The sequence below is a fragment of the Kitasatospora sp. NPDC058184 genome (assembly GCF_042883725.1).
Classification (GTDB): Bacteria; Actinomycetota; Actinomycetes; order Streptomycetales; family Streptomycetaceae; genus Kitasatospora.
Window position 1 is genome coordinate 205,355 of sequence record NZ_JBHVVE010000001.1, and the last position, 23,980, is coordinate 229,334.

A 23,980-nucleotide genomic window follows, 5' to 3' on the forward strand; every position below is an offset into this window, starting at 1 on the left:
CCCTCCCCTGTCCGGCCGAGGGACATGCCGCAGGCCTGGTAGGAGGGGCCGGGGGGCGCCGCTACCCGACCGCCCGCGCCGCCGCCCGGCCCGCCGTGCGGCCCGAGAACAGGCAGCCGCCCAGGAAGGTGCCCTCCAGCGAGCGGTACCCGTGCACGCCCCCGCCGCCGAACCCGGCGGCCTCGCCGGCCGCGTACACCCCGGGCAGCACCTCGCCGTCGGGGCGCAGCACCCGGGAGGAGAGGTCGGTCTCCAGGCCGCCCAGCGACTTGCGGGTCAGGATGTTCAGCCGGACGGCGATCAGCGGGGCGGCGCCCGGGTCGAGGATGCGGTGCGGGGCGGCGGTGCGGATGAGCCGGTCGCCGAGGTGGCGGCGGGCGCCGTGGATCGCGGTGACCTGGAGGTCCTTGGCGAAGGGGTTGGCCAGCTGCCGGTCGCGGTCCTCGACGGTGCGGCGCAGTTCGTCCGGGTCGATCAGCGGCTCGGCGGTCCTGGCGTTCATGCCCCGGGCGAGGTCGGCGAGGTTCCCGGCGACCACGAAGTCCCGTCCGTGCCGCAGGTGTCCCTGGACCGGGCCGGGGGCGCCGGGCAGCGCGCGTCCGAGCACGCCGCGCACCGACTTCCCGGTCAGGTCGGGGTTCTGCTCGGAGCCGGAGAGGGTGAACTCCTTCTCGACGATGCGCTGGTTGAGCACGAACCAGGTGTACTCGTACCCGGTGGTCATGATGTGTTCGAGCGTTCCGAGGGTGTCGAAGCCGGGGAACAGCGGGACGGGCAGCCGCCGGCCGCGGGCGTCCAGCCAGAGCGAGGACGGGCCGGGCAGGATGCGGATGCCGTGCCGGGCCCAGATCGGGTCCCAGTTCTCGATGCCCTCGGTGTAGTGCCACATCCGGTCGCCGTTGATCAGGCTGCCGCCGGCCCGGCCGACGACGTCCAGCATCAGTCCGTCCACGTGCGCGGGCACCCCGGAGAGCAGCCTGGCGGGCGGGGTGCCGAGCCGGGCCGGCCAGGCCTTGCGGACCAGGTCGTGGTTGCCGCCGATGCCGCCGGAGGTGACGATCACGGCCTGGGCGCGCAGTTCGAAGCCGCCGGCCGCCTCGCGCGAGCTGGCCTCGCCCCGGCCCGCCGGGCTGGGCACCAGCACCTCGCCGGTGACGGTGTCGACGGCGCCCGCGGTGGCGGACAGCCCTGTGACCCGGTGCCGGAAGCGCAGCTCCACCAGGCCGCGGGCGGCGGCCGCGCGGACCCGCCGGACGAAGGGTGCCAGCAGTCCCGGTCCGGTGCCCCAGGTGATGTGGAAGCGCGGCACCGAGTTGCCCGGCCCGTCGGCGAGTTGACCGCCGCGCTCGGCCCAGCCGACCACCGGGAAGAACCGCACGCCCATGCCGTGCAGCCAGGAGCGCTTCTCGCCCGCCGCGAAGTCCACGTACGCCTCGGCCCAGCGGCGCGGCCAGGCGTCCTCGGGGCGGTCGAAGCCGGCCGTGCCGAACCAGTCCTGCCGGGCGAGGGCGTGCGAGTCGTGGATCCGCATCCGGCGCTGCTCGGGCGAGTCGACCAGGAAGAGCCCGCCGAAGGACCAGTGCGCCTGGCCGCCGAGGGAGGCCGCGGGCTCCTGGTCGAGCAGGATCACCTTCCGTCCGGCGTCGGCGAGTTCGGCGGTGGCGGCGAGGCCCGCGAGGCCCGCCCCGATGACGATGACGTCGGCGTCCAGGGCCATGCGCAGTCCTCCGTGGCGGCTCGCGGTGGCGGCGCGCCCGGGACGCGCCGTCGCTGTGCGCCCGATACTGCGGCCTGCGGTGACGTCCGGTCAACCGGCGGGTAACAACCGCCGGCGTGAATTCCGCTCCACGCCGTTTCGGAATTGCCGTCGACGGCCGGGCGATACCCGCGTGATTGCCGAGCGATACCCGGTGGAGCGAAATGCGAAATGCCGTTCGACACCGTTCGACCACATCTGACGGAATGTCGGCGATTTCCGCGCGAACCATGGACGTCCGGGAAACACGGCAGTAACTTACCTGCGAGTAGCCGTAGTCCGGCTCCGCACGAACCCCCACCCGTCGTTTCTCTCCCCCAGGAGGAACCGTGCTCCGTCCTGCCCGGAAATCCCGGCACCTCCGGAATTCCACCGCCCTCGCCGCCGTCGCCCTCGGCGCCGCGCTCGCGCTCACCTCCACCACCGCCCAGGCCGCCACCCAGGCGCCCCGGCACTACGTGGCGCTCGGCGACTCCTACGCCGCCGGCGCCGGAGTGCCGGGCCAGTCGGCCGGCCTGTGCCTGCGCTCCGACCGCAACTACGGCCACCTGGTCGCCGGCGCCCTCAAGGCCGGCCGGTACACCGACGTCACCTGCGCCGCGGCCAAGATCAAGGCGATGACGCAGCCCCAGTACGACGCCTTCATCCGGGTCAACGACCCGCAGCTGGACGCGGTCACCGCCGACACCGACCTGGTCACCCTCGGGATCGGCGGCAACGACCTCGCCGCCAGCGACCTCGGCCTCGGCGAACTGGTCGCCACCTGCATCGCCGGCGCCGTCGTCAACCCGTTCGGCACGCCCTGCAAGGACGTCTACCACCACGGCCACTGGGACTGGAGCACCATGTCCTGGCAGTACGGCACCGACGACCTCGCCGAGCGGATCCGCACCACCATCACCCCGCAGCTGACCGACACCCTCAAGCGCATCCACACCAAGGCGCCCGGGGCCCGGGTGCTGCTGGTCGGCTACCCGTCCGTGCTGCCCGCCGACGGCTCGACCTGCGTGCTGCGCCAGCCCGTCACCCCGGGCGACGTCGAGTACATGCACGGGGTGCTCGACAAGCTGAACGCCGCCCTGAAGTCCACCGCGGCCGCGAACGGCGCGACCTACGTGGACACCGCGACGCCGACCCTCGGGCACGACGTCTGCTCGGACGACCGCTGGATCGAGGGCGCGCTGCCCGGCTCGCCCGCCGTGCCGTTCCACCCGAACGCGACCGGCGAGCAGGTGATGGCGCAGGCGGTGCTGGCCGCGCTGAAGTAGCGGCGGGGCGGTGCCGTCGCGGCGCCGGAGCGGTACCGGGGCGGCGCGGAAGCGGTGCCGCCGGAAAAGCCCCGAGGGGCCGGTGACCAGACCCCGGTCACCGGCCCCTCGGTTCTCGTGCGCGCGCTACTCGGACTTCGCGGAGGCGGAGCCGGAGGCCGAGCCGGAGCCGGTGGCCGAGGCGGCGGCCAGCCCGGCCGACCACTTCTCCTCGACGTTGCCGAGCTTCCAGTAGGCGATCGCCGCGGCCCAGGTGAGCACGAACAGTCCGACGATCGCGTAACCGACGAAGTTGAGGTCCAGCCCGCCGATCCAGGCGATCGGGCCGCTGGTGATGTCCAGCTTCTCGCCGAGCAGGCCGATCAGCTCGATCGAGCCGATCACCAGCGCGACGAGCACCGACAGCCCGGTGACGGTCAGGTTGTAGTAGATCTTGCGGACCGGCTTGGAGAAGGCCCACTCGTACGCGAAGTTCATGAACGAGCCGTCGATGGTGTCCAGCAGGCTCATCCCGGCCGCGAACAGGATCGGCAGGGTGAGCAGCGCGTACCAGGGCAGCGAGAAGGCCGCCGCGCCGCCCGCCAGCACCAGCAGGGACACCTCGGTGGCGGTGTCGAAGCCCAGGCCGAACAGCAGGCCCACCGGGTACATGTGCCAGGGCTTGGTGACGGCCCTGGTGACCTTGCCGAGGATGCGGTTCATCAGCCCGCGCCGCTCCAGCTGGCGCTCCAGCTCCGCCTCGTCGTAGTCGCCCAGGCGCATCCGGCGGAAGACCTTGAGGATGCCGTTGAAGGCGCCCAGGTTGATCAGGCCGAGCAGCAGCAGGAAGGTGCCGGAGACGGTGACGCCGATCAGGCCGGTCATCTCGTGCAGCGTCGAGTCGTCGGACTCCACCTGGCCGGCCAGCGAGCGGATGCCGAAGGCCAGCAGGGCGCAGAGGCCGAAGACGATCGAGGAGTGCCCGAGCGAGAACCAGAAGCCGACCGACAGCGGCCGCTTGCCCTGGCCCATCAGCTTGCGGGTGGTGTTGTCGATGGCGGCGATGTGGTCGGCGTCGAAGGCGTGCCGCATGCCGAGGGTGTAGGCGGTCAGGCCCATGCCCGCGCCGAACACCTGGCCGCCGACGGTGTAGTGCTCGGGCTCGACCAGCGCGAGCAGGGTGAACCAGCCGACGACGTGCAGCGCGAGGATGAATCCGCCCATTCCGGCCAGGCGGATCCACTCCTCACGGGTGAGCCGGTCGCGCCAGCGGGGGGCGGTCATCGTCGTGTCCTTTCGGTCGGGCGGTCGAAGCTGGGCCATCTTTCCGCCTTGACGCGCGCAGTTGCAAGTCATGCGCAATTACGGATTCGTCTCCCCCCGCTTCCGCACCGTTTCCGCCCCGCTTTCACACCGCTTCCCCCCGGCTTCCCCCGACTTCCGACCGACCCCCGGAGATCGTCACCACCCGTACAAGGCTTCGTAACCTCCCGGGGCTTTCACCGTGCGCTCTACGCGCGGATACTCCCGTTCTACGCGCGAAAACCTGCGCGCCGACCCCTCAACTCCCCACGGAGGAACGGCTCATGACGATCCGTATTCGAACCGCCGCGGCCCTGGCCGGTGCGGCGCTGCTCGCGGCCGGTCTCACCACCCCCGTCGCCACCGCCGCGCCGGGCCCCACCGCCCCCACCACCCGGGCCGCCACGGCCGGCGCCACCCCGCACCGGGTGCTGTTCGACAACAGCAAGGCCGAGACCGCGGGCAACGCCGACTGGATCATCAGCACCAGCCAGCCCGACCCGCTGGCCCAGAACGCCAACCCCACCACCGAGAAGAGCTGGACCGGCGCCCTCTCCGCCTGGGGCGTCGCCCTCCAGAAGACCGGCCAGTACAGCCTGAAGACCCTCCCGGCCGGCTCCACCATCAGCTACGGCACCGGCGCCGCGCTCGACCTCGCCAACTTCGACACCTTCGTGATCCCGGAACCCAACACGCGCCTCTCCCTGGGCGAGAAGACCGCGATCATGAACTTCGTGAAGAACGGCGGCGGGCTCTTCCTGGTCTCCGACCACGTCAACAGCGACCGCAACAACGACGGCTGGGACTCCCCGAAGATCATCAACGACCTGCTGACCAACAACGGGGTGAACAACAACGACCCCTTCGGCTTCTCGGTCGACCTGCTCAACATCACCACCGACAACCCGCGCGCGGTCAACGACGCGACCGACCCGGTGCTGCACGGCCCCTTCGGCGCCGTCACCGGCTCGATCCTGCGCAACGGCACCACCTTCACCCTCAAGCCCGCCGACAACCCGAACGTCAAGGGCCTGGTCTACCGGACCGGCTACAGCGGCAACACCGGCGCCTTCTTCGTCACCAGCACCTTCGGCTCCGGCCGGGTCGCGGTCTGGGGCGACAGCTCCCCGATCGACGACGGCACCGGCCAGTCCGGCAACACCCTGTACAACGGCTGGGACGACCCGGCGGGCACCGACGCCGCCCTCGCCCTCAACGCCACCGCCTGGCTCAGCAAGGCCTGACCGGCCGCGCCCCGCGCCCGGGCGGCTCGCCCCGGGCGCCCTCGCCAGGAAACCCGGGCGCCCTCACCAGGAAAAGGGCCGCTCCCTCCCCTACTGTCGGAGTACCGACGCCCGCGGCGCGCTCGTACGGAGCGGCACCCCGTCCGTACGCGCCGCGGGCCCGCCGGTGCTCCACCGGCCCGGGACCGACAGGAGCGGCCGATGCCGTCCTACCCCTTCCACACCACCCGCGAGGACCTGCGCGTCCCGCTGCCCGACGGCACGCGGCTGGCCGCCCGGCTGTGGCGGCCGGTCGGCGACGAGCCCGGCCCCGCCCTGCTGGAGTACTCCGGCGGGCGCCTCACCGACCGGACCGCCGCCGAGGACGCCCGCCGCCACCCCTGGTACGCGGGACACGGCTACACCGCCGTCCGGGTCGACACCCGCGGGCACGGCAACTCCGAGGGCGTCCCCGGCGAACCCGGCGGCGAACAGGAGCTGGCCGACGGCGCCGCCGTGGTCCACTGGCTCGCCCGCCGCCCCTGGTGCAACGGCCGGCTCGGCCTGCTCGGCGTCGGCGCGGCCGGCACCACCGCGCTGCGGCTCGCCGCCCGGACCCCCGAGACCGTCGGCGCCGTGGTCACCGCCTGCCCCGAGGGCGGGCACCGGACCGGCGGGGCCGTGCTCGCCGCCGACCTGCAGACCCGGCTCACCGCCCTGGTCGCCGACGCCGCCCTGCCGCCCGACCCGCGGTACGTCGGCGACGCCTGGCGGGCCGCCTGGCTGGCCCGGCTGGAATCCCTGAACCCGCCCGTCGACGACTGGCTCGCGGCCGGCGAGAGCACCGTCCCGGTGTCCGTGCCCACCCTCGCGGTGGCCGGCTGGGGCGACCCGTCCTGCTCCTTCGTGCTGCGGCTGCTCGCCGAGTCCCCCACCGCGCGCGCCCTGATCGGCCCCTGGCCGCACGGCCTGCCCGAGGCCGCCCTGCCCGACACCCTGCGCTGGTGGGACCACTGGCTGCGCGGCGTCGACACCGACGCCCTCCAGGAACCCGCCCTGCGCAGCTGGCTCACCACCCGCTGGACCGGCGACGAGGCCTGGCCCTCCCCCGACGTCCGCGCGATCCACTACGGCCTGGACGGGCCGCTGCGCACCGCCGGCACCGCCTCCGACGAGCGGTACGTCCGGGTCCGTTCCCCGCAGCACACCGGCCTCAACGCCGGCGCCTACGTCCCGCACGGCCGCCCCGCCGACCAGCCGCCCGACCAGCGGGAGGAGGACGGCCGCTCGGTCTGCTTCGACTCCCAGCCGCTGCCCGAACCGGTCGAACTGCTCGGCACCCCGACCGTACGGCTGCGGCTGCGCGAGGACGACGCGCCCGTCCAGGTGGCCGTCCGGCTGTGCGCGGTCGGCCCGGACGGCACCTCGGACCTGGTCACCCGGGGCGTCCTCGCCGCCGGGGGCCCGGACGCCGAGGTCGAACTCGCGGCCTGCGCCTCGACCATCCCGGCCGGGCACCGGCTGCGGCTCGCCCTCTCCTCCGTCTACTGGCCCTGGGTGTGGCCCCCGGCCGAGGACACCGGGTACGGCGTCGACCCGTCCCGCTCCACCCTCAGCCTGCCGGTGCGCCACCTCGCCGCCGACGTCGGCACCCGACCCGTCACCTTCGAACCCCCGATACTGCCCGAACCGCTCGCCGTCCACCTCACCGAACCGCTCACCGCCCGGCCCGAGCACCTCACCGTGCACGACATCGGCCGCCACGAGTGGCGCGCCGAGTTCTCCCCCGCCACCGACGGCACCCGCACCCACCCCGACGGCCTGGTCCGCGACGAACACACCGTCACCGCCTACCGCGTGCTCACCGGCGCCCCGCTCAGCGCCCAGGCCCGCACCGACCACACCGTCCGCCTGGAGCGCCCCGACATCGGCTGGGACGTCACCGTCCAGACCCGCACCCAACTGCGCTGCGACGCCGGGCACTTCCTCAGCATCGTCCAACTGCGGGCACTGGAGGGCGGATCGGAGGTGTTCGCCCGGGAGTGGCAGCACCGGGTGCCCCGGGAGAGCTGATCAAAGATTTACTTATGCACTTGCCTCGCATTTCGATTCCGGCTTATAAATGGCCCCATGAAGACCATCGGCCTGATCGGCGGCATGAGCTGGGAATCCACCGCCGAGTACTACCGCCTGCTGAACCGACTCACCCGCGAGCGCCTCGGCGGACTGCACTCCGCCCGACTCGTGCTCTACTCCGTCGACTTCGCGCAGATCGAGCGACTGCAGACGGCCGGCCGGTGGGAGGAGGCCGGCGAAGTCCTCGCCGACGCGGCCCGGTCGCTGGAGGCGGCCGGCGCCGACCTGCTGCTGATCTGCACCAACACCATGCACAAGGTCGCCGACCAGGTCACGGCGGCGGTCTCCGTCCCCCTGCTGCACCTGGCCGACACCACGGCGGCCGCCGTCCGGGCGGCGGGCCTGCGGCGGGTCGGACTGCTCGGGACGGCCTTCACGATGGAACAGGACTTCTACCGCGGCCGGTTGGCGGCGGGCGGCCTGGACGTCCAGGTGCCGCAAGCCGACTCGCGCGCCCTGGTCCACCAGGTGATCTACGAGGAACTGTGCGTCGGACTGGTCCGCGAGGAATCCCGGGCGGCCTACCGGCGGGTGATCGGCGAACTGGTAGCCGGGGGCGCGGAAGGGATCATCCTCGGCTGTACCGAGATCGAACTGCTCGTCCGGCCGGAGGACAGCCCGGTGCCCGTCTTCCCCACCACCCGGCTGCACGCCGAGGCGGCGGTCGCCGCCGCCCTGGCCGGCCCCTGAACCCCGACCGCCGCCCTGAGGTGCGCGGTCGGCGGGCACCGGGACAATGGTGAGCGGACCGGTTTCTCCAGCACTCCGCCCCGCGCCGCCCACCCCGAAACCGGGGGCCACGGGGCGCGAACGAGAGGGACGACCATGGCCGTTTCCAGCACCCCGATCAACCTCACCCTCGCCGCCCACGTCGGCATCTCGGTCTCCGACCTGGACGCGTCGATCGCCTTCTACACGGCCCTCACCGGGCGGGAGCCCGTCGCGCAAGGCACCATGCACAGCGTGCCGTTCGGGAAGTCGCAGGGCCTGCCCGTGGCGAAGCTGCGCTACGCCACGATCAACCTGGACAACAGCCTCGGCATCGACCTCATCCAGTTCCAGGAGCCGGTCGGCGAGCGGACCGGCGGCGTGGCCAACCGGCCCGGCTCGATGCACCTGTGCCTGCGGGTCGACGACTTCGACGCCGTGTACCGGCGGATGAAGGACGCCGGCTACGACTTCCTCGGCGACGACTACACCTTCATCGAGGGCGAGGTCACCCCGGACGCCGCCCTCGGCACCCGGGTCGCCTACTTCAACGACCCGGACGGCACCAACCTGGAGATCATCCGCCCCGAAGGCGGCTTCGCCAGCTAGGAGTTCGCGGCGGCCGGCTGCCGGGGCCACCCGCGCAGAGCGGCGCGGGCGCGGGCGACGCCTCCGGGAGTGGCCCCGGCCCCGGTGCCGACGGCGACGGTTCTCGTGCCGAGGCCCGCGCAGGCGCGGCAGATGCCGGGGCGGGGCACCGGGTCGTGGCAGCGGCCGCACTCGGCGTACGGCGTCGGTGGGGGCGCGGCTCGTTCCGGTGGCAGTTTCCGTTGCAGGCGGTCCCGGAGGATCGCCACCGGGGAGTGCATCGGCTGCGGCAGTCCGGGGAGCAGGGCGTGGGCCAACTCGGCTTCGTCGCAGCCCCGTTCCAGCCACTGTGTGACGAGCGGTGCCAGCGCGCGGGCCTCGGCTTCGCCGAGGCGCAGGCGGGGTTCGGGCCGGATCACCCGGAACAGGGTGGCCACGGCGGCCCGCGTCCGTTCATCCGGGAGGGTGGGTTCTTGTCCCGGGTCCTTTACGGGAGGGGTGACAGCGCGGCCGGTCCCTCGCCCACCGGAAGCCGGGCGGGGGACAGCCGGTGCCGACTGCGGGGTGTCGAAGACATGGGCCTCGGACCGGATGGTCCCGTCGGCCATCCGGACCGTATCGACCCGGTAGTACCCGGCGCTGGTCAGCTCCTTGAGGGCCCGTCGGATGGCACCCCGCCCCTGCGGGCTGCTGTCCGCCATCTGCCGCCCGTCCTCCCGCCACCCGTCGGGGCGGGAGAGCAGGTCGGCGAGGAGGCCACGGGCGGTGTAACTCAACCGCCGGTCCTGCAACAGGCCGTTCGGAAGGACGGTGAACGCGCGCGTGCGCGCGCTACGATGAATCTGCATTGGGAGTCTGTTGCTCCTGGTGCCTGACCCCGGGGTGTTACGAGCACCGCCGGGGTCTCCTATGTTCTGTTGATGATGCGGAAAGTAGCACAGCGACTACGAAGAGTGCGAACCGTTCGAGCGTGAAGCTCCGCCCCCGCACCACATGCGCCCCCGCCTCTGGCGTGGGAAGTCGGCGGGGCCGACTTCCCACGCCGAGCAAGGTGTTCAGGAATGGGCGCGTTCGATCGCTTCGAAGATGTCCGCATCGGTCTCCTGCTGCCACGACGGCAGATCGACCCAGTCGGCGACGTAGCCCGGCTTCGGATTCTCGATGTGCTTGTGGATCTGAGCGATCCAGCACGTCGCGACGAAGCGGCCCTTCTGCTCCCGGGTGAGCTTGGAGGTGTTGCCGCCGCTCACACCGATGAAGTCACGGACCTGCCCGAACACGGCGGCGGCGCACTCCCGCTCCCACTCGGGGGTCTCCTCCCACGGGGCGACATAGCCGGCCTTCGGCTCGCCCGGGTAGTGCTTCGACACGCCCGCGATCCAAGCCTCGCGGAAAATCCGCCCATCAGTCGACATACGTAACTCCTTTGTCAGACGGCACTGTCAAGCGCCGAAAAGCGGTCGAAGACGAGCGTCGGTGGCGTCACGTGAGGTAGACCTTCTGCCATTCCAGGGACGTCATGGTCAGCGCGGCTTCGGCGAGGGCGTGGGCCGACTCGGTCTTGAGGCTGCCGAGGCTGCTGTCGATCCACGGCTGCACGTTCCGGTAGCCCTGCTCGCGGTACTCCACGGCCTGGATCAGGCACTCCAGCTTGTCCGCGTCGTGGGCGACGGTGACCTCCAGACTCTCGGCGTTCTCGTACTCCTCCACGAGGGCCTGGAGTCCGGCAACGACGGCCGGGTGGGCGGCGCTGACCTGGTCGGCGGTCACCCGCTCGTTCGACGCCGCGGTGAGGTAGCGCCGACTGATGTGCGGGATATCGCTGACCCGGGTCTCCTGGGTGTCGTGGAAGAGGCACAGCAGGGCGACCTTGGCCGGGTCGGCACCCTCCATCATCGCGAGCACCGCGCCGATGACACCCGTCCGGAACGAGTGCTCGGCGATCGACTCGGGATCCTTGACGCCGGCGATCCACCAGCCCTGGCGCTTCGCCCGCTTGAGCATGCCCGCCTCGAACAGGTAGCTCGCGGTGCCCCTCGCCTGCTTGTCGTCCGTCATGGCTGTCCTTCACTGCCAGAGCGATTGTCGCTGTAACCGCCTACCCACAGACCGTAGTGCACAGACTCCGACTCCCGACGGGCCACCGTGAAAGGCCGTCACCATCAAATCGACACGGGGGATCGCCGCGCCAGCGCGGTGAGGCGCGCTACGCCTCCGGCGGCACGCTGTAGCGGCTCAACACGTCGTCAGCCGTGGACTTCTCCAGTAGGCGCAGCTCCCAGGGCCCGGTGTTGACGTCGAACTCCTTGCCGAAGCCGACCCACTTGCCGGCCATGCGACGCCCGGTCGGGTCGACCAGCAGCTGAATGGCGCCGTGGTACCTGGCCCCCTGGTAGTAGCCGTCCTGTGCGGTCTGCTCCACCCACGAGCCCGTCACGACGTTCCGGTCGACGGTGAGGTCGAACGACAGCGGCGAGTCGGGATTGGACGACCCGCCGGGGAGCGACCGGCCGGTGATCCGGTTCCCGCTCTGGGACAGGACGACGTGGTGCAGGCCGGTGAACGTGTTCTCCCGGCTGCTGCTGAAGAACTCGTAGTGGCTGACCCAGACCCCCGAATAGTCCTCACCCGTGGGAGCGGGTGCGGCCTGCACGGGCACGCCCGGTTCGTCACTGGTCATGTCATGGCCTCCCGTACCGTTCGCGGTACCTGCGGGCGGACACCGGTGAGGACGTCCGCAACTGGTCGTCCAGGGCCCTGATCCGTTCGGTCATCGCCGCGACGGACTGGGCCGCCGAGGCTCCCCACGTCGATCAGTCCTGACACCGTATCCGTCGACTGGCCGGCGGAAGTAGCTATCTCATGGAACCCGGCCGCGCACCAGCCGACCAACGTCAACGTTGTTTGACCGAATGATCTGTGACCAGGCGAGTTCGAGGGTACGGTCCCCTATGCAGGGTTCAAGGAATTCACGAGATGGGGCCAGCGTGGCACCTCCGGACGGAATCAGCACCGGCCAGCGCATCGCCGCCTACGAAGATGTGAGAGGCCTGAGCCATCGGCAACTCGCTGATCGTGCTCACGTCTCGTACAGCCTGCTCACGAAGGTGGTGGCCGGGCACAAGCCGGCGACGCCGGAGTTCGTGGCAGCGGTGGCCAGGGCTTTGGGAGTTGAGCCCGGCGACCTCCAACCGCCCCCGTACAGCGACGGGACGGCAGATGACCCGTTGGTCCCGCTGATGGGCCCGATCCGTACGGTGCTCGATCTGTACGACCTGCCGCCGCAGGAGGCCGTTCGGCCTCGCGCCCTGCCCGTGCTTCGGGCAGCGGTACGACAGGTGAACACGCTGGCCCAGGCCGCGAAGTACAAGCCGATGGTGGCGATGCTGCCGGGCTTGCTGGTCGAACTGCACACGGCCGCGCACGAGTTCACCGGTGAGCAACAGCGGCAGGCGTGGGGCCTGCTGGCGGAGGCCTACCGGTGCGGGCACTCGGTCGGGATCGCCATCGGGCTGAGCGACCTGTCCGCGACCGCACTGGCCCGGATGGACTGGGCCGCGGAGCGGGCCGGCGACCAGGCACCCGCGCTACGGGCCGCCCGCGAGTACCTGCGGGTCACCGCCTACCTGCGCGTCGGCGACCTCGCGGCCTGCCGGCGCCTCCAGGAGTCCGGCCGCGGCCACCTGGAGGGGACCGACGCCAAGACTCCGAGCGCACTGGTCACCACCGGGCAACTGCACCTCGGCTCGGCCGTGGTCGCCGCCCGCGCCGGACAGAAGGACCTGATGCAGCACCATCTGGACGAGGCCGAACACGTAGCCGCCCGGACCGGCGAGCAGCCGGACCTGTCGCTGCACTTCGGGCCCACCAACGTGCGGGTGCACCGGGTGATGACCCTGGTGGAGGCCGGCGAGCACGACCGGGCGGTGGCCGCCGCGAAGGGGCTGCGCTTCCCCACCGGATGGGCCCCGACCAGGATCGGGCACCACCACATCGACCTGGCCCGTGCCTACCGATGGATGGCCCGACCGGAGGCCGCACTCGACCAGCTCGACGCCGCGTACGCGGTCGCACCCGACCAGGTATCCCGGCACCCGCTCGCCCGCGAGACCGTGACCGCACTGTCACGCTCCGCTAGCCGCCGGAGTCTGCGGCTGTCAACCTGGATCACCCGAACGGGTATCTGACGATCTTTCACTTCTGGTGAAATTCAAGGCCTTCCAGCAGCGGCATCGTGGTGCTCAGCACCCCGAGAAGCGACGCCTCGGGGTGCGAGCCCGGTCGGGTCCGGGCTCGCACACACCACTGCCGCATCCCTTGGAGCCCGCGATGGCCGCCGCCCCCCGCCCTTCGTGTCCTGCCCAGACGCCGACACCCGGGCCACGCAGATCCGCCGAGGACCGCCTCCGACGGAACGCCCTGGCCACCGCAGCAGCCGGCTGGGCAGAGTTCGCCCCGACCGCCGACCCCCGGGCCCGCCGGGCCTCGTGAGTTCGGAGACGGCTCTCTCCCCGGTTGCAGCACGCCCCGCCCCGGTCGGGTGTCCAAACCCCCGATCGGCGGCAGGCCTGGCGTACGTCGCACTTCCTTCGCATGCTCCCGCCCCGCCCCTCCGAGGTACCCCCATGTTCACGTCCCGTCGTCCTCGCATGTTCGTCGCCCGGCTCTCCTCCCGGGCCGAATCCACTCCCCTGGCCCGGTACTTGCTCCAGGCCTACCTCTCCGGGCTGCCCTCCGGGGACCGCTACCGCGACACCGCCGAACTGCTCCTCGGCGAGCTGTTCGCCAACGCCGTCCAGCACTCCGACGGGCCCGACGACTGCCACATCGAAGTCCGCTTCGCCCTCACCGGCTCCCGGCTGCGACTGGAGGTACACGACGCCGGTAGCGGCCGCCCGTCGGTCCGCACCGCCGCGCCTGACGACGAGCACGGGCGCGGCCTCTACCTCGTCAACGAGCTGGCCGAGCGCTGGGGCTGCGCCTCCCGCCCGTACGGCATCGGCAAGTTCGTCTGGGCCCACATCGCCCCCACCACCGTCTGAAAGCCCGACTCCCCATGCACCTCACGACCCTCGCCCGGCACACCCTCTCCCGTGGCACCACCCCCGCCGCCACCTACGCCCATGGCAGCCTCCGCTCCGGCCACCACCACGGCCCCACCCGCTGGTTCACCACCGGAACCCTCACCATCACCACCCACCGCATCACCTGCACCATCACCCACTACCGCACCCGCGCAACCCACCGGTAAGCGCGGGAAGTCGGCCTGGCCGACTTCCCGCGCAGCAGACATCGAGAGGCCAAGATGACCACGATCCAGCGCGCCACTGCACACGCCACCACCGGCTGGCTCCAGGGCCGCTCGGTCTCCTCGCGTGCGAGAACGTCGTGCTGCGCGGGCACTGCGAAGGCGCCGACCATCGCGAGCTGATGGCCTGGCCGCACTGGGCGTTGAAGCACCTGTACGCCCCGGTCGGGGTCATGTTCGGCAAGTTCCCCCAGGGCGCTGCCGAGACCGGCCGGCGCGGGCAGCGGATCCCGCCGCCGCCCTTCTCGTTCCTCCCGGTACGGGCGAGCGTGCGGCCACTGGACCCGCGGTTTCTGGAGACCACCCCCGACCTCGCGGCGGCGCTGGCAGTGTCGGTTGACGACGGCCGAGACGTGTTCAAGCACATCTCTTGTGAATGGAAGGCAGTTCGAGAATGGGCGAGTTCCTTGCCGAGGCCCGCGAAGCGCTGAGGACGGCGGAGGCCTTCTGTGGGCCGGTCGAGCTGACGGAGGTCAGCAACCGCCGGGGCTCGGCGGTGTGGAAGGCCAGCGGTCCGCGCGGTGTGGTGAGCATCAAGCTCGGCACCGGCGGGGCCGCCGAGGTCACCGCCCGCGAAGCCTCCGTCCTCGACCAACTCCCCGGCTACACCGTGACCGCCGGCCGCTTCGCCGACGGCATCTGGTACGTCACCCCGTGGCTGGCTGGCCCCTCCACCTGGCAGGTCTTCCGCACCGTGCGCAAGGGCGACGGCGGGAAGGACGAAGCCCTCGCCGCCGCCGTCGGACTGTGCCGCGCCGTGGCGGACTTCCACGCCGACGGGTGGGTGCACGGCGACCTCCAACCCGCACACGGCATCCACGGCGAGGACAAGGTGCGCCTCATTGACTTCGCCTGGTCCCGCAGGATCGACAGCATCCCGTGGCCGACGTTCGAGGGCACGATGATCCACCTCACCGCTCCCGAACTGGCCGCCCGGATCATCAACGGCCCCCAGCCCGTCACCACGACCCAGACCGCCGACGTCTACGCCCTCGCCGGCACCCTGTGGACCTGCACCACCGGGAAGTGGCCGCTGGACTACGACACCGCAGGCCTCCCCAAGGGCACGCCCGTGGAGGAGATCCGCAAGGCCATCGCCCACCGAGCCGTCCCCATGTCCACCACGATGCCCTGGCCCGCCCTTCAGGCCCGGCTGCGCTGCGTCCTGCTGGCCGCCCCCGACGAGCGGCCCACCGCCGCCGAACTGGCCAAGCTCATCGAAGCGGTGGGCGGATGATCGAGCTGCGGGAGCTGCGCCCCGGCGACGAGGAAGCCCTGCTCCGGATCTACAGCGCGGAGTCGACGAAGTACCTGGGCCGGGCACCCATACAATCCCGCCTCCGGTCACGTCCTCCGCAAGACGGGGGTTCATCCCGACCGGCGAGCGCGCCGGCTTCAAGACCTACGCCCTCGGATCCACCGAACCGGGACACGAGCAGATCAGACAACCGCCCGGTGGCGAACCTACTACTGCCATGGGCAACTGACTGTCCATCGCTGGCAGATCGCCAACGATGACGTGGATGACCCCCTCTCCTTTTGCTTCCAAGGTGCTCCCTCATGCCCACTTCCCGTCGCCCCCGGGCTTTCGTCGCCCGTCTCTCCTCCCGGGCCGAATCCGCGCCCCTGGCCCGGTACTTGATCCGGGCCTACCTCTCCGGGCTGCCCTCCGGGGACCGCTACCGCGACACCGCCGAACTGCTCCTCGGCGAGCTGTTCGCCAACGCCGTCCAGCATTCCGACGGACCCGACGACTGCCACATCGAAGTCCGCTTCGCCCTCACCGGCTCCCGGCTGCGGCTGGAGGTACACGACGCCGGTAGCGGCCGCCCGTCGGTCCGTACCGCCGCGCCTGACGACGAGCACGGGCGCGGCCTCTACCTCGTCAACGAGCTGGCCGAGCGCTGGGGCTGCGCCTCCCGCCCGTACGGCATCGGCAAGTTCGTCTGGGCCCACATCGCCCCCACCACCGCCTGAAAGCCCGACTCCCCATGCACCTCACAACCCTCGCCCGGCACACCCTCTCCCGTGGCACCACACCCGCCGCCACCTATGCCCTCATCGCCCGCCTCGGCCACCCGCCCCTGCCCGTCGCACGCGCCGTCTGCCTCGCCCTCGACATCCCCCTCGCCGAGACCACCCGCCGCCTGGCCGAGTGCTACGACGCCCTCCTCGCCGACCACCACCCCGCCAGCGAGACCGACACCGGCGAACTCCTCGAAGCCCTCGGCGTCTTCGACGTCCCCAAGTCCCTCACCGACACCGAACTCGCCGTCGTCTACCACCTCCTCACCGCCGTCGACGCCCACGGCAGCCTCCGCCCCGGTCACCGGCACGGCCTCCAACGCTGGTTCACCACCGGCAACCTCGCCACCGCCTACCTCTCCCTCACCGCCGCCCACCCCCTCCCCCGCACCGGCGACCCCGCCCTCTACTGGACCACCCTCGTCACCGCCGGCGAACTCCTCGCCACCTCCCTCCCCTCCGACCGCCGCATCACCTACGCCCTCACCCACTGCCGCGCCCGCGCAACCCACCCGTAAGCACAGGAAGTCGGCCCCGCCGACTTCCCGCGCAGGAGTGGCCCGGCGCCGCTTCGGCAAGGCCGAAACGGCGACGGATGATGGGGTGAAGCGAGTGCTGCTCGGCGGTGGTTCCGGCGGCCCCGGCCATGCGTGGCCGGGGCCGCCATTACTCTTGCGGGTTCCTGAAAGGGAGCGGGGTGCTTCCCTCGCCTTCTCTTGTCGTCGGGCGGGTCCGCCCGACGACATTGATCGGTCACCGGACCCGCCCGGCGGGTCGCCTCGCCGCGCACAGGAAGTCGACCCGGCCGACTTCCTACGCAGCGGTAGCGGCGCTGCGTGGTGGGGTGAAGCGCTATTCGGCTGTCGGCCATCACCGTCCCCGAGATCCCGCAGGCCGTGCGGGACTTGGCCGCCGTCGGCATCCGTTCGGTGGAGGTGTTCGCCAACAGTCCGCGCCGCGACGAGCGGGCCGCCGGTGCCGTCGCGTCGGACAGCCTGATGGTGCGGGCCATCCGCGCCGTCGAGGACACCGAGCCCGGCATGGCCGTGATGACGGAGAACTGCCTGTGCGGCCACACCGACACCGGCGAGTGCCACCTGACCGTCGGCGCCCGGATCGATCTGGAAACGACGGCCGCGCTGACCGCCGCCCAGGCCGTCATCCAGGCCGGGGCCGGCGCCGACATCGTCGGCCCTGCCGCGATGACCCGGGGTACCACCCGGGCCGTGCGGCAGGCGCTGGACGAGGCCGGTCACCGGGACGTGGCGACCATGCCGCACCTGATCTTCGACTCCGCCCTCTATGAGGGCTACCGCACCACTATGCGGGCCAGCCCCGCCCCCGCCGCCCGCCGCCCGTTCCAGATCAGCCCTTGCAGTCCGGAGACCGCCGTCGACACCGGACTCGCCTTCCTCGGCGAGGGGGCGGACATGCTGCTGCTGGAGCCGGGGATGCTGTCGGTGGACGTGCTCGCCAGCCTCAGGGTCAGGACGGCAGCCCCGCTGATGCCGTTCTCCGTCTCCGGCGAGTACACCCGCCTCGCCCCGCCCGACCCGGCCACCGGACAGCGGGACTTCCGCCCGCTCGCGGAGCTGTTCACCATGCTCAAACGGGCCGGAGCGGACCGGATCATCACCTACGCGGCCCTGGACCTGGCCCGCCTACACGCCTAAGCGGCTGCAGTGGGCCGGACCTCCGCCAGGATGCCCTCCGCGCCCTGGTCCAGCAGGAGGCCGGCTACGAGCACGCCCAGCTTATCCGGCTCGCTCACCGGGCCGGAGAGCCGGGCCTCCACCTGCCGCCCGCCGTCCACGGAGGTGACCTGCCCGTGCAGGGTCAGCACGCCGCCGTCGGCCTTGCCGAACGCACCGACCGGCACCGAGCATCCGCCGTGGAGCTCCCCCAGCATCGCCCGCTCGGCCCGGACCTCCGCGTCGGTCACCGGGTCACCGGAACCGGCCAGGACCTCGCGGGCCCACTCGTTGTCCTCCCGGATCTGGATGCCCAGCGCGCCCTGCCCGGGAGACGGCGGAAACAGCCCGACCGGCAGGATCTCGCTGATCTCCTCGCCGCGGCCGAGCCGCTTGATCCCGGCGGCCGCCAGGACGACAGCGTCCAGCTGCTGCGTCCTGAGCTTGCCGAGCCTGGTCGGGACGTTCCCCCGGATCTCCACCGGCACCAGGTCCGGACGGACGTGCAGCAGCTGGGCGATCCGGCGCGACGCCGACGTCCCGATCCTGCCCCCGTACGGAAGGTCCGCCAGCGTCGAGCCGCACAGGGCGTCGTGCACGTCCGCACGGGTGGGTGGGGGCAGGAGGATCAGGCCGGGCGGGTTCGCGGTCGGCAGGTCCTTGAGCGAGTGCACGATCACGTCGACCCCACCGGACACCAGCGCGTTCACCTGGTTCACGGAGAACGCCGAGCCGCCGCGCTCCGAGACGTCCCTCAGGGCCGACCTGCGGTCCTGGTCACCGGCCTCCGTGATCACTCGCCGGCGGAACACCACGCCGGGGAAGCGCTCCCGCAGTGGTGCCAGGAACTCCCTGACCTGAGCCCGCGCCAGGTGACTGGCCCGCGACCCCACCACCAGTGTGCTCATAAGCCAACTTCCAGCATCAGACGAGGCGTTGACCGCATGCTATCCGCGTCAAACACGCCTGGTTTCCGACGTTATGTCGGAAACCGGGAAAGAGTCACGGGGGACGTACACCACCCGAACCGTCGTCGGCCCAGTGCCGCATCAAGCAACGTTCGCCCTGTGTGACGCGCCGTCCGGATGGTGATCCGGGCGGCGCGTTGTGCTTCATGCCGACTCTCGCGATCAGGGCCAACGCAGCCTGGCTGTCGACGATTTCTCGAAGACCGGCTCTCCACGCCCCGGTACGGAGCATCGCTGAAATCGCGGTCGCGGACAGCCGGGGCTGACGGTCTCCTCCAGAGCGTGTGCTTCGCTCTGGCAGGATGCGCCGGTGATCAACTACAGCACCGATCTCTCCGGTCTTGCGGAGCAGGACCTTTCCGGGTTCTTCGTAGGCTGGCCCGCACCACCCACGGCCGCGCAGCACCTTGCCGTACTCAAGGGCAGTTACCGGGTCGTGGTTGCCCTGGATGCCGGGACGGGGCGCGTCGTGGGCTTCGTCAACATGATCAGCGACGGGGTCCTCGCGGGCTTCATCCCGTGGCTGGAGGTCCTGCCCGAATACCAGGGGAAAGGCATCGGCGGGCAGTTGGTCCGGCGGGTCCTCGCCGAGGCGGAACATCTGTACTCCGTGGACCTGACCTGCGACGAGCCGCTGCGCGCGTATTACGAGAAGCTCGGAATGCTGCCGCTGAGAGGCATGGCCGTCCGACGGTGGCAGGTACTGGCCCCGGAGCGCCAAGTTCCGGCGGAGTCCTGAAAGCCACGGTTGACTTCGGCCCCGCCGACTTCCTACGCAGGTGTGGTGGTGCCGTTGCCGCTTCGGAAAGGCCGAAGCGGCAACGGGCTCAGCTGTGCGTTCGGCGGCCCCGGCCAGGGCTGGCCGGGGCCGCCCAGGGCTTTTGCGGAAAGGGTGGGCGGGCAGGCAGCGGATCTGTTTGGGCGGGCCCGTGTGCTTGCACGCGGGCCGGCCCTGAAAGATTTCTCAACTCTGGCTCTACCCAAGGTTCCGTGCACGGGCGAGGTGCCGCAGTTCTGCGGTCCGCCGGTTGAACTCAGCCGAGGGCGTTCACCAGTTGTTCCGCCCTGGCGGCCGCCTCGTCAGCACCGGTGGTCTCGAGCGCGAGACGGGGCACATCCAGGACTGTTGGTGCTGACCAACACGTACTCGGGCTGGCTGTCGATCGGCTGACCTGCCGACGGCCCGGCCCGCTCCCCGCCCGTCGTCTCGCGGGCGGGGAGCGGCCCGCCCGCCTACGCGTGGTCGGCCAGCACCTCGGCGATGACGTGGCGGGCGATGGCGGTCATCCTCGGGTCGCTGTCCCGGTAGTAGGAGACTTCCATCAGCGCGACGGACAGGGCCCAGCCGCGGGCGCGGTCCCAGGTGGCGTCGTCGGGGGCCGCGGCCTCGCGGAACGTCGCACGGGCGGCGGCGGGCAGGACGTACCAGGCGGGGATCAGGTCGACGGCCGGTTCGCCGAGGCCCGCGCAGCCGAAGTCGATGACGGCGCTCAGCCGGCCGTCCGGGGACACCAGCAGGTTGCCGGGCTGGAGGTCCCCGTGGAGCCAGACCGGCGGGCCGTCGGGAGCCGGGGCGGCCAGGGCCCGCTCCCAGGCGGCGGTCGCGGCGGGGGCGTCGACGAGGTCCGCCACGGCCGCGATCGAGGTCCTGGTCCTGGCGTCCCGCGAGGCCAGCGACTCGCTGCGGTAGGCGGCGGGGGCGCCGGCCGGGTCGATCCCGCGCATCGCGGTCACGAAGTCCGCCAAGTCCCGCGCCAGCGCCCCGGGTTCGGCGATCCGGCCGGGCACCGGTGTGGTGCCGTCGAGCCAGCGCAGCACCGACCAGGGCCAGGGGCAGCCGTCGACCGGTCCGCCCACGGCCAGCGGGACCGGTACCGGGACCGGCAGCCGCGGGGCCAGCCGCCGCAGCCAGACGTCCTCCTTGGCGATCTCCTCGACCACCCCGGGGATCCGCGGGACGCGCACCACCAGCTCCGCCCCGAGCCGGTACATCGCGTTGCTGGTCCCGGCCGGTTCCACCGGCTCGACCGGCAGACCGGCCCACTGCGGGAAGCACTCGGCGACCATCCGGCGCACCAGCGCCTCGTCGATGTCCAGTTCGTCGGCGTGCAACTTGTGGGAGGTGGCCATAGCGACCGACCCTGCCAGCCACGGGCCACGCCCGGCAACCGATTTGCCGACGGACCGACGGCCGCCGGGGCCCGGGGTCAGGCTCGGCGCGGGGCTCCCCCGGGCTGCCGCTCGTTGGCGTAGATCCACCGCCGGTTGAGGGCGCAGGTCATGAACGGGACGATGAAGGCGAGCAGCCACCACAGGAGGCCCAGGGCCCTCTGGTGGTCCATGTCCCCCCAGCGGCCCGGGAGCAGTGGAAGCGGGAGCGCCACCACCAGGAGCACCGCCCAGGTCGCCATGCACGTGATCACCCTGCGCGCCCCAGCGCCCATGCGTCCCCCAACCCCGAGCCATGTTTGAACGTGTTCAATATAGCGCTCGGGGTGCCGCCCGGCGAGCCGCTAGCCCTGGTGGACCGCGCCCGCCGCGATCAGGGCGGGCAGCTCGCGCATGTCGTCGAAGACCACGGTGCCCGGCCCGGCCAGCCGTTCCGCGGCGGTGACGCCGCCCGCGTAGCCGAGTGCGCGCATCCCGGCGGCGCGGGCGGCCTCGACGCCGGGGCGGCTGTCCTCGACCACCACGCAGGCGGCCGGGTCGACGCCCATCGAGCGGGCGGCGTGCAGGAAGAGGTCGGGCGCGGGCTTGCCGCGCTCGACTTCGGTGGCGCTGAAGATCCGCCCGGCGAAGTGGTCGTGGAGGCCGGTCCGGCCCAGGGTGTGGCGCATCTTCTCGTGGGTGCCGCTGGAGGCCACACAGGTGCGCAGGGTGATCGCGGCCAGTGCCTCCGGCAGGCCGTCCACGGGGGTCAGTCCGGCGTCCACCGCCTCGGCGTGCAGTTCGACGAAGCGCTTGCTCCACACCGTCGCCGTCTCGCCGCCGAGCCGTTCGGTGACCGTGGCCCGGTTGGCCGCCTCAGACCGTCCGACGAAGAGCTCGATCGCCTCCGCCTCGGTCAGCGGCCAGCCGTACTCCTCGCCGAGCCGCACCAGCACCCGGACGGCGATCACCTCGCTGTCCACCAGGACGCCGTCGCAGTCGAAAATCACCAGCTCAATCGGCTTGATCATCCCACCAGCATAGGCCGGTGCCCGTGCCCGGGGGCCGGTGGCCGTCGAACTGGCCACCGGCACCCGGGCGTTGGCGTCAGCCGGTCTGGATGGAGGTGTCGTCGATCACGAAGCTGGTCTGGAGCGAGGCGTCCTCGGTCCCGGCGAACTTCACGGTGACCGTCTGGCCCGCGTAGGCCGACAGGTCGAAGGTGCGCTGCTGGTAGCCGGCCGCGGCGTCCACGTTGGAGTAGGTCTTCAGCGCGGTGCCGTTCACCGAGACGGTCAGCTTGTCGTACGCGGTGGTGCCCGACTCGGCGGTGTCGATGTGCAGCCAGAAGCTCAGCGTCGCCTTGCAGCCGGCCGGGATGCTCACCGTCTGCGACAGCGAGTCCGAGTGGGTGGAGCCGTAGCCGTTCAGCCACGCCTTCCAGGAGCCGCTGTGGGCCGCCTGCGAGGCGCTGCTGTCCACCACACCGCTCGACGCGGTCCACGGCGTGGCCGTGCCCGACTCGAAGCCCTCGTTGCCCAGCAGCTGGGCCGGGGTGCAGCCGCCGCCACCGGTGGAGACGGCCCAGGTGAAGCTGGTGGAGGCCGACTTGCCGGCGGCGTCCGTCACGGTGACGGTGACGGTGGAGCTGCCCGCCGTGGAGACGGTGCCCGTGATCGCGCCGGTGGAGGAGTTGATCGACAGCCCGGCGGGCAGGCCGCTCGCGGCGTAGGACAGCGGGGCGGTGCCACCGGAGGCGTTGATCTGGAGGTTGACCGCGCCGCCGACGGCGGTGGACTGGTTGCCCGGGTTGGTCACCGAGACGGCGCTGCCGGCCGGCTTGGTGAGCAGGCAGCCGGCCACGTTGAGGTCGATGGCCCGGGTCGAGGAGTTCAGGCAGGTGGTGAACCAGTACGTCTCCTCACCGTAACTCTGGCCCTTGTAGGCCTTGGTGGTGCCGTCGGCGGCCACCTCGCACGGGTTGTTGAGGGTGCACATGCCGCCGTCGTCGTTGCCGGTGTTGTTGATGCCGACGATCCGCCCGCTGGCGGAGTCGACGATCGGCGAGCCGGAGGTGCCGTGCGTGGTGTTGCAGCCGGAGCTGTAGCGCAGCGAGTCGTGCCAGGTCCAGGCGTCCTCGCGCAGGGTCGGCACGAAGCCGTTGACGGAGCAGTTCCAGACCTGCTTCCAGTACGACGAGGGTATGTACATCGACGCGCCGTCGGTCGGGTGGGCGTCGCTGATCGTCAGCGCGGTGGCGCCGTACTTGGAGCTGATCGACCCGTAGGTGTCGGTGAGTTGGTAGAGGGCGACGTCGGTTCCGGTCATGGTCGCGTAGAGCAGCTTGTCGGCCTGGACGGTGCCCAGGCTGTTGCCCGCGCCGTCCAGCAGGGTGCCGCTGCGGCTGGCGGTGGTGTTCTGGATGACCTGGCCGGCCGAGGGCATGGTCGGCAGGCAGTGTCCGTTGGTGAGCATCAGCGCCCGGTCGCCGGCCGCCGAGGTGGGGTAACGGACCAGCGAGGCCGAGCAGTTGCTCAGGGCGATGGTGGACGTCAGGTCGGCCGCCTGGACGGCGTGCGCGGGGGCGGCGGCGAAGGCCAGCCCGCCCGCGACGACGGCACTCGTACCGGCCACCGCGACAAGTCTCTTGAACATGGCTCTCCTTGTGGGGGATCGCGGGGTGTACGACTGGTCGCCGACGCCCGCGCCGCATGAAAGTGCCATGGCCACTTCAAGAGGTCAAGGAGTGTGACCGAACTCGCCACTGCCCGGCACGGGCCGTGCCATCCGGCGGCAACGACCCGTCCCGGTATGCCCGTTACGGGCCGGGGCAGTGGATACGGCTGCGGTTGCGGCTGCGGCTGCGGCTGCGGCTGCGGC

At 71.7% G+C, this 23,980-nt stretch carries 22 protein-coding genes and 5 pseudogenes; 15 read left to right on the forward strand and 12 right to left on the reverse strand.

What is annotated here, in order from left to right:
* Positions 1-61: 61 nt before the first annotated feature.
* Positions 62-1,717 (reverse strand): FAD-binding dehydrogenase, encoded by a 1,656-nt coding sequence (locus tag ACFVXH_RS00915; protein WP_387819409.1) that lies wholly within the window; start codon positions 1,715-1,717, stop codon positions 62-64.
* Positions 1,718-2,085: 368 nt separating this feature from the next.
* Between ACFVXH_RS00915 and ACFVXH_RS00920 the strand changes: the two genes are divergently transcribed.
* Entirely contained in the window at positions 2,086-3,024 is a 939-nt protein-coding gene (locus ACFVXH_RS00920) for an SGNH/GDSL hydrolase family protein (protein WP_380743580.1), read from the forward strand.
* Between the two features lie 126 nt (positions 3,025-3,150).
* Here ACFVXH_RS00920 and ACFVXH_RS00925 read toward each other — a convergent pair whose 3' ends face one another.
* Entirely contained in the window at positions 3,151-4,287 is a 1,137-nt protein-coding gene (locus ACFVXH_RS00925) for a HoxN/HupN/NixA family nickel/cobalt transporter (protein ID WP_117487312.1), read from the reverse strand.
* A gap of 302 nt (positions 4,288-4,589) precedes the next feature.
* Here ACFVXH_RS00925 and ACFVXH_RS00930 point away from each other — a divergent pair.
* The 4 genes and pseudogenes from ACFVXH_RS00930 to ACFVXH_RS00945 form a co-directional block, all read left to right on the forward strand.
* Positions 4,590-5,546 (forward strand): annotated as a pseudogene (locus tag ACFVXH_RS00930) (hydrolase); the annotation flags it as partial.
* Between the two features lie 204 nt (positions 5,547-5,750).
* The gene (locus tag ACFVXH_RS00935; RefSeq protein ID WP_387819412.1) at positions 5,751-7,601 is read left to right on the forward strand and encodes a CocE/NonD family hydrolase; all 1,851 of its coding nucleotides are present in this window, start codon (positions 5,751-5,753) and stop codon (positions 7,599-7,601) included.
* A 57-nt stretch (positions 7,602-7,658) separates the two neighbouring features.
* Entirely contained in the window at positions 7,659-8,354 is a 696-nt protein-coding gene (locus ACFVXH_RS00940; RefSeq protein WP_387819414.1) for an aspartate/glutamate racemase family protein, read from the forward strand.
* Positions 8,355-8,489: 135 nt separating this feature from the next.
* A complete protein-coding gene (locus ACFVXH_RS00945; RefSeq protein ID WP_049660208.1) occupies positions 8,490-8,981 on the forward strand; it encodes a VOC family protein in 492 nt (163 codons plus the stop codon).
* Here the strand turns inward: ACFVXH_RS00945 and ACFVXH_RS00950 are convergent.
* From ACFVXH_RS00950 to ACFVXH_RS00965, 4 genes and pseudogenes are all read right to left on the reverse strand, one after another.
* Positions 8,978-9,397 carry a hypothetical protein gene (locus ACFVXH_RS00950; RefSeq protein ID WP_387819416.1) on the reverse strand — a complete coding sequence of 140 codons (420 nt, stop codon included), beginning with the start codon at positions 9,395-9,397 and terminating at the stop codon, positions 8,978-8,980. The two genes, ACFVXH_RS00945 and ACFVXH_RS00950, sit on opposite strands and share 4 nt — an antisense overlap.
* A gap of 618 nt (positions 9,398-10,015) precedes the next feature.
* Positions 10,016-10,375, reverse strand: coding sequence for a hypothetical protein (locus ACFVXH_RS00955; protein WP_387819418.1), 360 nt, complete (start codon positions 10,373-10,375; stop codon positions 10,016-10,018).
* Between the two features lie 67 nt (positions 10,376-10,442).
* Positions 10,443-11,018 (reverse strand): HD family hydrolase, encoded by a 576-nt coding sequence (locus tag ACFVXH_RS00960; protein ID WP_387819420.1) that lies wholly within the window; start codon positions 11,016-11,018, stop codon positions 10,443-10,445.
* 148 nt (positions 11,019-11,166) lie between these two features.
* Positions 11,167-11,664, reverse strand: a pseudogene (locus ACFVXH_RS00965) (XRE family transcriptional regulator); the annotation flags it as partial.
* 247 nt (positions 11,665-11,911) lie between these two features.
* Here ACFVXH_RS00965 and ACFVXH_RS00970 point away from each other — a divergent pair.
* From ACFVXH_RS00970 to ACFVXH_RS01010, 9 genes and pseudogenes are all read left to right on the forward strand, one after another.
* Positions 11,912-12,136 (forward strand): annotated as a pseudogene (locus ACFVXH_RS00970) (helix-turn-helix domain-containing protein); the annotation flags it as partial.
* Positions 12,137-12,298: 162 nt separating this feature from the next.
* Positions 12,299-13,147, forward strand: coding sequence for a transcriptional regulator (locus ACFVXH_RS00975; protein WP_387819900.1), 849 nt, complete (start codon positions 12,299-12,301; stop codon positions 13,145-13,147).
* Between the two features lie 438 nt (positions 13,148-13,585).
* On the forward strand, positions 13,586-14,002 hold the full coding sequence (locus tag ACFVXH_RS00980; protein ID WP_387819422.1) for an ATP-binding protein: 417 nt from the start codon (positions 13,586-13,588) through the stop codon (positions 14,000-14,002).
* A gap of 14 nt (positions 14,003-14,016) precedes the next feature.
* Entirely contained in the window at positions 14,017-14,211 is a 195-nt protein-coding gene (locus ACFVXH_RS00985; RefSeq protein ID WP_387819424.1) for a hypothetical protein, read from the forward strand.
* A gap of 137 nt (positions 14,212-14,348) precedes the next feature.
* Positions 14,349-14,699 (forward strand): hypothetical protein, encoded by a 351-nt coding sequence (locus ACFVXH_RS00990; RefSeq protein ID WP_387819426.1) that lies wholly within the window; start codon positions 14,349-14,351, stop codon positions 14,697-14,699.
* Positions 14,663-15,505, forward strand: a complete 843-nt coding sequence (locus tag ACFVXH_RS00995; RefSeq protein WP_387819428.1) for a hypothetical protein — start codon at positions 14,663-14,665, stop codon at positions 15,503-15,505. The genes ACFVXH_RS00990 and ACFVXH_RS00995 overlap by 37 nt, the downstream gene beginning before the upstream one ends.
* Before the next feature lie 323 nt (positions 15,506-15,828).
* Positions 15,829-16,245 carry an ATP-binding protein gene (locus ACFVXH_RS01000; protein WP_387819430.1) on the forward strand — a complete coding sequence of 139 codons (417 nt, stop codon included), beginning with the start codon at positions 15,829-15,831 and terminating at the stop codon, positions 16,243-16,245.
* 14 nt (positions 16,246-16,259) lie between these two features.
* Positions 16,260-16,811, forward strand: a complete 552-nt coding sequence (locus ACFVXH_RS01005; protein ID WP_387819432.1) for a hypothetical protein — start codon at positions 16,260-16,262, stop codon at positions 16,809-16,811.
* Positions 16,812-17,162: 351 nt separating this feature from the next.
* Complete coding sequence (locus ACFVXH_RS01010) at positions 17,163-17,966, forward strand: hypothetical protein (RefSeq protein WP_387819867.1); 804 nt, start codon at positions 17,163-17,165, stop codon at positions 17,964-17,966.
* Here the strand turns inward: ACFVXH_RS01010 and hemC are convergent.
* Positions 17,963-18,892, reverse strand: coding sequence for a hydroxymethylbilane synthase (hemC, locus tag ACFVXH_RS01015; protein ID WP_387819434.1), 930 nt, complete (start codon positions 18,890-18,892; stop codon positions 17,963-17,965). The genes ACFVXH_RS01010 and hemC overlap by 4 nt on opposite strands.
* Before the next feature lie 370 nt (positions 18,893-19,262).
* Between hemC and ACFVXH_RS01020 the strand changes: the two genes are divergently transcribed.
* Positions 19,263-19,691 carry a GNAT family N-acetyltransferase gene (locus tag ACFVXH_RS01020; RefSeq protein WP_387819436.1) on the forward strand — a complete coding sequence of 143 codons (429 nt, stop codon included), beginning with the start codon at positions 19,263-19,265 and terminating at the stop codon, positions 19,689-19,691.
* Positions 19,692-20,185: 494 nt separating this feature from the next.
* Here ACFVXH_RS01020 and ACFVXH_RS01025 read toward each other — a convergent pair whose 3' ends face one another.
* From ACFVXH_RS01025 to ACFVXH_RS01045, 5 genes and pseudogenes are all read right to left on the reverse strand, one after another.
* Positions 20,186-21,082, reverse strand: a complete 897-nt coding sequence (locus tag ACFVXH_RS01025) for an aminoglycoside phosphotransferase family protein (protein ID WP_387819438.1) — start codon at positions 21,080-21,082, stop codon at positions 20,186-20,188.
* Between the two features lie 77 nt (positions 21,083-21,159).
* Positions 21,160-21,363: a hypothetical protein gene (locus tag ACFVXH_RS01030; protein ID WP_387819440.1), complete on the reverse strand. Its 204-nt coding sequence runs from the start codon at positions 21,361-21,363 to the stop codon at positions 21,160-21,162.
* Between the two features lie 102 nt (positions 21,364-21,465).
* Entirely contained in the window at positions 21,466-22,131 is a 666-nt protein-coding gene (locus ACFVXH_RS01035; RefSeq protein WP_387819441.1) for an HAD family hydrolase, read from the reverse strand.
* Between the two features lie 76 nt (positions 22,132-22,207).
* Positions 22,208-22,933 (reverse strand): annotated as a pseudogene (locus tag ACFVXH_RS01040) (putative Ig domain-containing protein); the annotation flags it as partial.
* A gap of 204 nt (positions 22,934-23,137) precedes the next feature.
* Positions 23,138-23,824, reverse strand: a pseudogene (locus ACFVXH_RS01045) (serine protease); the annotation flags it as partial.
* Positions 23,825-23,980 lie beyond the last annotated feature (156 nt).

Coding starts and splice junctions, on each gene's coding strand:
- ACFVXH_RS00945 (WP_049660208.1), top strand. CDS start 8,490: ATGGCCGTTTCCAGCACCCCGATCAACCTCACCCTCGCCGCCCACGTC.
- ACFVXH_RS00995 (WP_387819428.1), top strand. CDS start 14,663: ATGGGCGAGTTCCTTGCCGAGGCCCGCGAAGCGCTGAGGACGGCGGAG.
- ACFVXH_RS01000 (WP_387819430.1), top strand. CDS start 15,829: ATGCCCACTTCCCGTCGCCCCCGGGCTTTCGTCGCCCGTCTCTCCTCC.
- ACFVXH_RS00925 (WP_117487312.1), bottom strand. CDS start 4,287: ATGACCGCCCCCCGCTGGCGCGACCGGCTCACCCGTGAGGAGTGGATC.
- ACFVXH_RS00935 (WP_387819412.1), top strand. CDS start 5,751: ATGCCGTCCTACCCCTTCCACACCACCCGCGAGGACCTGCGCGTCCCG.
- ACFVXH_RS00985 (WP_387819424.1), top strand. CDS start 14,017: ATGCACCTCACGACCCTCGCCCGGCACACCCTCTCCCGTGGCACCACC.
- ACFVXH_RS00915 (WP_387819409.1), bottom strand. CDS start 1,717: ATGGCCCTGGACGCCGACGTCATCGTCATCGGGGCGGGCCTCGCGGGC.
- ACFVXH_RS01025 (WP_387819438.1), bottom strand. CDS start 21,082: ATGGCCACCTCCCACAAGTTGCACGCCGACGAACTGGACATCGACGAG.
- ACFVXH_RS01035 (WP_387819441.1), bottom strand. CDS start 22,131: ATGATCAAGCCGATTGAGCTGGTGATTTTCGACTGCGACGGCGTCCTG.
- ACFVXH_RS01030 (WP_387819440.1), bottom strand. CDS start 21,363: ATGGCGACCTGGGCGGTGCTCCTGGTGGTGGCGCTCCCGCTTCCACTG.
- ACFVXH_RS00955 (WP_387819418.1), bottom strand. CDS start 10,375: ATGTCGACTGATGGGCGGATTTTCCGCGAGGCTTGGATCGCGGGCGTG.
- ACFVXH_RS00980 (WP_387819422.1), top strand. CDS start 13,586: ATGTTCACGTCCCGTCGTCCTCGCATGTTCGTCGCCCGGCTCTCCTCC.
- hemC (WP_387819434.1), bottom strand. CDS start 18,892: ATGAGCACACTGGTGGTGGGGTCGCGGGCCAGTCACCTGGCGCGGGCT.
- ACFVXH_RS01005 (WP_387819432.1), top strand. CDS start 16,260: ATGCACCTCACAACCCTCGCCCGGCACACCCTCTCCCGTGGCACCACA.
- ACFVXH_RS00940 (WP_387819414.1), top strand. CDS start 7,659: ATGAAGACCATCGGCCTGATCGGCGGCATGAGCTGGGAATCCACCGCC.
- ACFVXH_RS00960 (WP_387819420.1), bottom strand. CDS start 11,018: ATGACGGACGACAAGCAGGCGAGGGGCACCGCGAGCTACCTGTTCGAG.